The organism is Sphingobacterium sp. T2, assembly GCF_000814685.1.
Classification (GTDB): domain Bacteria; phylum Bacteroidota; class Bacteroidia; order Sphingobacteriales; family Sphingobacteriaceae; genus Sphingobacterium; species Sphingobacterium thermophilum.
The window spans coordinates 1-4,725 of record NZ_JXAC01000114.1 but is presented as its reverse complement, the minus strand read 5'-3'; the positions used below and the strand labels follow the sequence as shown (position 1 = coordinate 4,725).

Annotated in this window: 4 protein-coding genes and 1 pseudogene; 1 reads left to right on the top strand and 4 read right to left on the bottom strand. The window is 43.4% G+C overall.

Going from position 1 to position 4,725, the window contains the following annotated elements; genetic code table 11:
• Window positions 1-71: 71 nt before the first annotated feature.
• The 3 genes from SD31_RS08420 to SD31_RS20175 are packed head-to-tail and all read right to left on the bottom strand — an operon-like array spanning window position 72 to window position 2,265.
• Window positions 72-1,217: a glutamate-5-semialdehyde dehydrogenase gene (locus tag SD31_RS08420; protein WP_082021881.1), complete on the bottom strand. Its 1,146-nt coding sequence runs from the start codon at window positions 1,215-1,217 to the stop codon at window positions 72-74.
• 17 nt (window positions 1,218-1,234) lie between these two features.
• Entirely contained in the window at window positions 1,235-2,140 is a 906-nt protein-coding gene (gene proB / locus SD31_RS08415; RefSeq protein ID WP_231561358.1) for a glutamate 5-kinase, read from the bottom strand.
• A complete protein-coding gene (locus tag SD31_RS20175; protein ID WP_262506595.1) occupies window positions 2,137-2,265 on the bottom strand; it encodes a hypothetical protein in 129 nt (42 codons plus the stop codon). The genes proB and SD31_RS20175 overlap by 4 nt, the downstream gene beginning before the upstream one ends.
• Before the next feature lie 151 nt (window positions 2,266-2,416).
• Here SD31_RS20175 and SD31_RS08410 point away from each other — a divergent pair, with 151 nt between their 5' ends.
• Entirely contained in the window at window positions 2,417-2,731 is a 315-nt protein-coding gene (locus SD31_RS08410) for a hypothetical protein (RefSeq protein WP_052258823.1), read from the top strand.
• A gap of 147 nt (window positions 2,732-2,878) precedes the next feature.
• Here the strand turns inward: SD31_RS08410 and uvrB are convergent.
• Window positions 2,879-4,725, bottom strand: a pseudogene (gene uvrB / locus SD31_RS08405) (excinuclease ABC subunit UvrB); the annotation flags it as partial.

Sequence of the window (4,725 nt, the reverse complement as noted above, 5' to 3'; positions counted from 1 at the left end):
TTTCGTTCGCAAGACTTTCCAACGCAAATGGGACCGCGAGCATGCAACTTTTGAGTTAGAAATACCTAATTTCAGCTCCTAAACCAAACTACTCCTCCATCTGTAAAACGCGTAGAGGCATTAGCATACACCGCTGCAGCATCCACCAACTCCAAGAAAGTCTCTATGTTTCCCGAATCCTCCGAAACAATGCATTCCGAATGTTTAGAAGAATATTTTTCAATATGATTTAAAGCTTCGTCCAATCCATCAACCGCTTTTATCGAGCATTTGAAATCCAAAAACTCCCTCCCGAAATCCTCGTCCCGGGCACGGACCAGATAAGGATAGCGAGCCTGTTCAAAAAAGGCGTAAACCTCATCCGACGCAAAGACCTCCACCTTAAAAGGCAGCAAAGGCTCTATCAACTTCTGTATAAAAGGCTGTGCAACTTCTTTATCGACCAACACGGTATCCAATGCATTACATACGGAAGGTCTGGAAGTTTTGGCATTTACCACTACGGCTACAGCCTTATCTAGATCTGCTGTCTTATCTACATAGGTGTGGCACACACCGGCTCCCGTTTCGATGACCGGTACCTTGGCATTATCGCGCACTAAATCGATCAACGCCTGCGACCCACGTGGAATGATAATATCCACATATTGTGTGGCGGTAAGCAGCACATTCACCAACTCCCTGTCGGTAGGGAGTAGCTGAACCAGATGGACATCCGTTCCTTGTTCTTTCAACACCTCTTGAATAAGCCTTACCAAACAGGTGTTGGTATAGATGGCATCCGAGCCACCACGAAGTAAACATACGTTACCAGATTGTATACATAATGCTGCAACATCAATGGTCACATTAGGACGCGCTTCATAGATTACTCCCACCACGCCTAATGCTACCGTTTTCTTAACAATCTCCAGTCCATTGTCCAGCGTTTTAGAAGAGAGGACCACACCTGTAGGATCCGGTAGATTGGCGATGTCAAGCACGCTGTTGGACAAAGCCACAATACGCTCCTTGGTCAACAACAACCTGTCATATTTAGCATCACTTGGATCCATACGGTCCAAATCCTTCTTATTTTCCTCAAGGATAAGGTCTATGTTGTCTAAGAGTTTTTCCGAAATTCCTATTAAAATTGCCTGCTTGTCTTTTAACGGCAAGCGCTGTATGATCTTCTTAGCTCCTTGTGCCGCGATGAGCTGTGATTGTATTCCTGACATTGCTCTTCCTCCTATTCTTATATAAGCACAATATCATCTGCATGTGCTATCTCCACATTTTTGGTTCTATGATTTGCCTGTAGGGTTAATGAGTCTACCTTGGATTTGGCTACCGCATGGATTGTACCATCCTGGTCGGCGATATGAAACACTTCACCGACCTCAAAATGTTCTACAATATCCACTACCCCTACTGCCAACAGGCTTTTACGACTTTTCAAGGCTGCAAGAGCACCCTTATCTACGGTTACCAGTCCCTTAATCAAGCTACCACTGGCCATCCATTTTCTTCGGGAAGGTACCTTGATGGGTTGTGCTCGGCATATCGTTCCCACCTCTCCCTTCACGGCCTTAATAATATGGTCATCTCCATCCATATTGAAGATAACCACCTCTATTCCCATTTGGGTGGCAAGACGGGCAAAATTCAGCTTAGATGTCATACCACCCAAACCTACCGATGACTTATCCTTACGTGCTAAAGACAATATATTTTTATCTATCTCTTGAATCTCACGGATAACGGTACCTTTTTCGTCCAATACGCCAGGAACAGTAGTACAGAACAGCAACTTGCTGGCACCAAAACCCGTAGCTATCAAAGTAGCTAACTCATCATTATCCGAGAATTTAAGCTCTTTGTTACTTACCACATCATTTTCATTGGCGATAGGAATAATATTATTTTTCCATAAGGTCTCATAGGTATTTTTCAATTGTAAAAACTGTTCCCTGTTCGAAAAATGATGTCTTTCACATAGGCTCTGTGCTAATGCTATGCGGAAGGGCTTGAAATAAGTAGCGTATTTTAATACCAACAAAGGATTTCCTATGGCCGCGGCAGCCTTACGTTGCTCCAAAGTTCCTTTATATTTAGGAATAAACTTTTTTCCGGCAGCCACCGCTCCCGAAGAAACAATCACAATATTGTATTGCTTTTGAAGGCAGAAATCTGCCGCGCAATCTCTAGGATTATACGTTCATCAATCTCTCCATCCGACGTAACGGACGCCGAACCGAATTTCACTACTAAAATTCCCTTCTTCATTAACACTTTATCAAATAAAATAATAAATCATTATCAAAGACGTAAACATAAGAATTGTACGTTAGAAAAAGAATAAATGCTATTTAATTTTTAATTTAGCCTATATTTTCGGAACGTATTTTGCAGTCATACCTTTAACAACCAATGCGTTATGAAAGTAATTATTACCGTATTAAGCATCCTGTCATTATCAGCTTGCCAAAACAACAAAACTCAATCTATTGCCTCCAACGATGTGAAACCACAAGATTCCATACAGAATATTGGAGGTCAAACAGATGAACATGGCTGCTATATAGCGGCAGGTTACACTTGGTCTCAGCTGAAAAACGATTGTATTCGGTTGTTTGAAGATGGTATAGCTCTGGAAAATTTAAATACAACAGACACCTATCACACGGCAGCATATCTTATCATAGACAGCTTGCAGAAAAAAGCTGAAAATCTTCGTACCATCTTCGCATGAAAGTATCCTCCTTACTCAACAAAACGATTCTACATTTTCCAATGGAACATTCCTTTTGGCAAAAGAGAATTTTTGTTGGACGATAAGCATGAAAAATACCAAGCTTTATCAAGAAAGAAAATAAAAAGCCCCTGAAAGGGGCTTCTTTTATCCAAATCTTTCTTTATAGGCTGCTTCCAAGGCGAACATTTCATCGCGCAGCTTAGCTGCTTCCAAGAAGTCCATATCTTTAGCGGCCTTTTCCATCCGTTTACGTACGGTTTCTATAGACTTTTTCAGATCCTTCTCACTCATATATTCAATCAAAGGATCTGCCGCCACCGCAGCTGTAATATCCGGCTCTACATATACTTTAGGCTCTCCTGGCTTGTAGTCCGCCACGGACGTTTGTTCCAAAATCTCCTCACGCGACTTACCTACAGTCCTTGGATGATACCATGTTCAAGGTTATACGCGATTTGCTTTTCTCGACGACGGTTGGTTTCGTCGATTGTCACGCGCATGCTATCTGTAATCTTGTCGGCATACATGATTACACGGCCTTTGTCATTACGCGCAGCACGTCCTATAGTCTGTATCAAAGAGCGCTCCGAACGTAAAAATCCTTCCTTATCAGCATCAAGGATAGCAACCAATGTCACTTCCGGCAGATCAAGACCTTCACGCAACAGGTTAACTCCCACCAATACGTCGAATTCACCCAGTCGCAACCCTCTCAGGATTTCCACTCGGTCTAATGTTTTCACTTCCGAGTGGATATACCTAACTTTGATATTTAGTCTTGACATATATTTGGTAAGTTCTTCAGCCATACGCTTGGTAAGCGTAGTGGCAAGCACCCGTCCTCCCTCCTTGATGGTCTTATCCACTTCTTCAAGGAAGTCGTCCACCTGATTGATTGCCGGCCGAACCTCAATGACAGGATCCAGAAGTCCTGTGGGACGTATAACCTGCTCTATCACAACTCCTCCCGTCTTTTCCAACTCATAATCTCCCGGTGTGGCGGACACATATATAGTCTGGTTTGTCAGTGACTCAAATTCGGAAAAGTTTAGCGGCCGATTGTCCAGTGCTGCCGGTAGACGGAAGCCGTATTCCACCAAGGCCACCTTACGGGATCTGTCTCCACCATACATTGCCCTCAGCTGCGGCAGGGTGACATGACTTTCATCAATAACAAGCAAGAAGTCATCCGGGAAATAGTCCAACAAGCAGAAGGGACGCATCCCCGGCTTTCGGCCGTCAAAGAAGCGAGAATAGTTCTCTATTCCCGAACAATAGCCCAGTTCGCGCAACATCTCCAAATCATAATTTACACGTTCTTCAAGCCTTTTGGCTTCCAACATTTTGCCTTCCTCTTCGAGTTGCTGCTTGCGCATGACCAACTCCTCTTGGATAGCCCATAGTGACTGCGTAAATTTCTCTTTTGGTGTCACGAAAAGATTCGCCGGAAACAATGAAAGTGCTTCATGCTTTAATATTGTCTTTCCACTTACTGGATCGATTTCCGATAGCTCATCTATTTCATCACCAAAGAATGATACCCGATATGCCGTATCCAAATATGCAGGAAATATATCCACTGTATCCCCCTTCACTCGGAAGTTACCCCGCTTAAAGTCTGCCGTGGTCCGAGAGTACAAGATTTCAACCAGTCTATGTAGAAATGCATTGCGTGAGATTCGTGTCCCCACTCCAAAGCGAAAGACCGATCGCGAAAAATCTTCCGGATTACCCATACCATATATGCAAGAAACCGAAGACACGACAATGACATCTCTCCTACCCGACATCAGCGCCGATGTCGTGGCAAGGCGTAACTTCTCGATCTCGTCGTTTATCGCCAAGTTCCTTTTCTATATATGTTATTTGTCGAAGGGATAAATGCTTCTGGCTGATAATCGTAATACGACACAAAGTAGTTTACCGAATTCTTTGGGAAAAACTGTTTAAACTCACCATACAGCTGAGCAGCCAACGTCTTGTTGTGACTT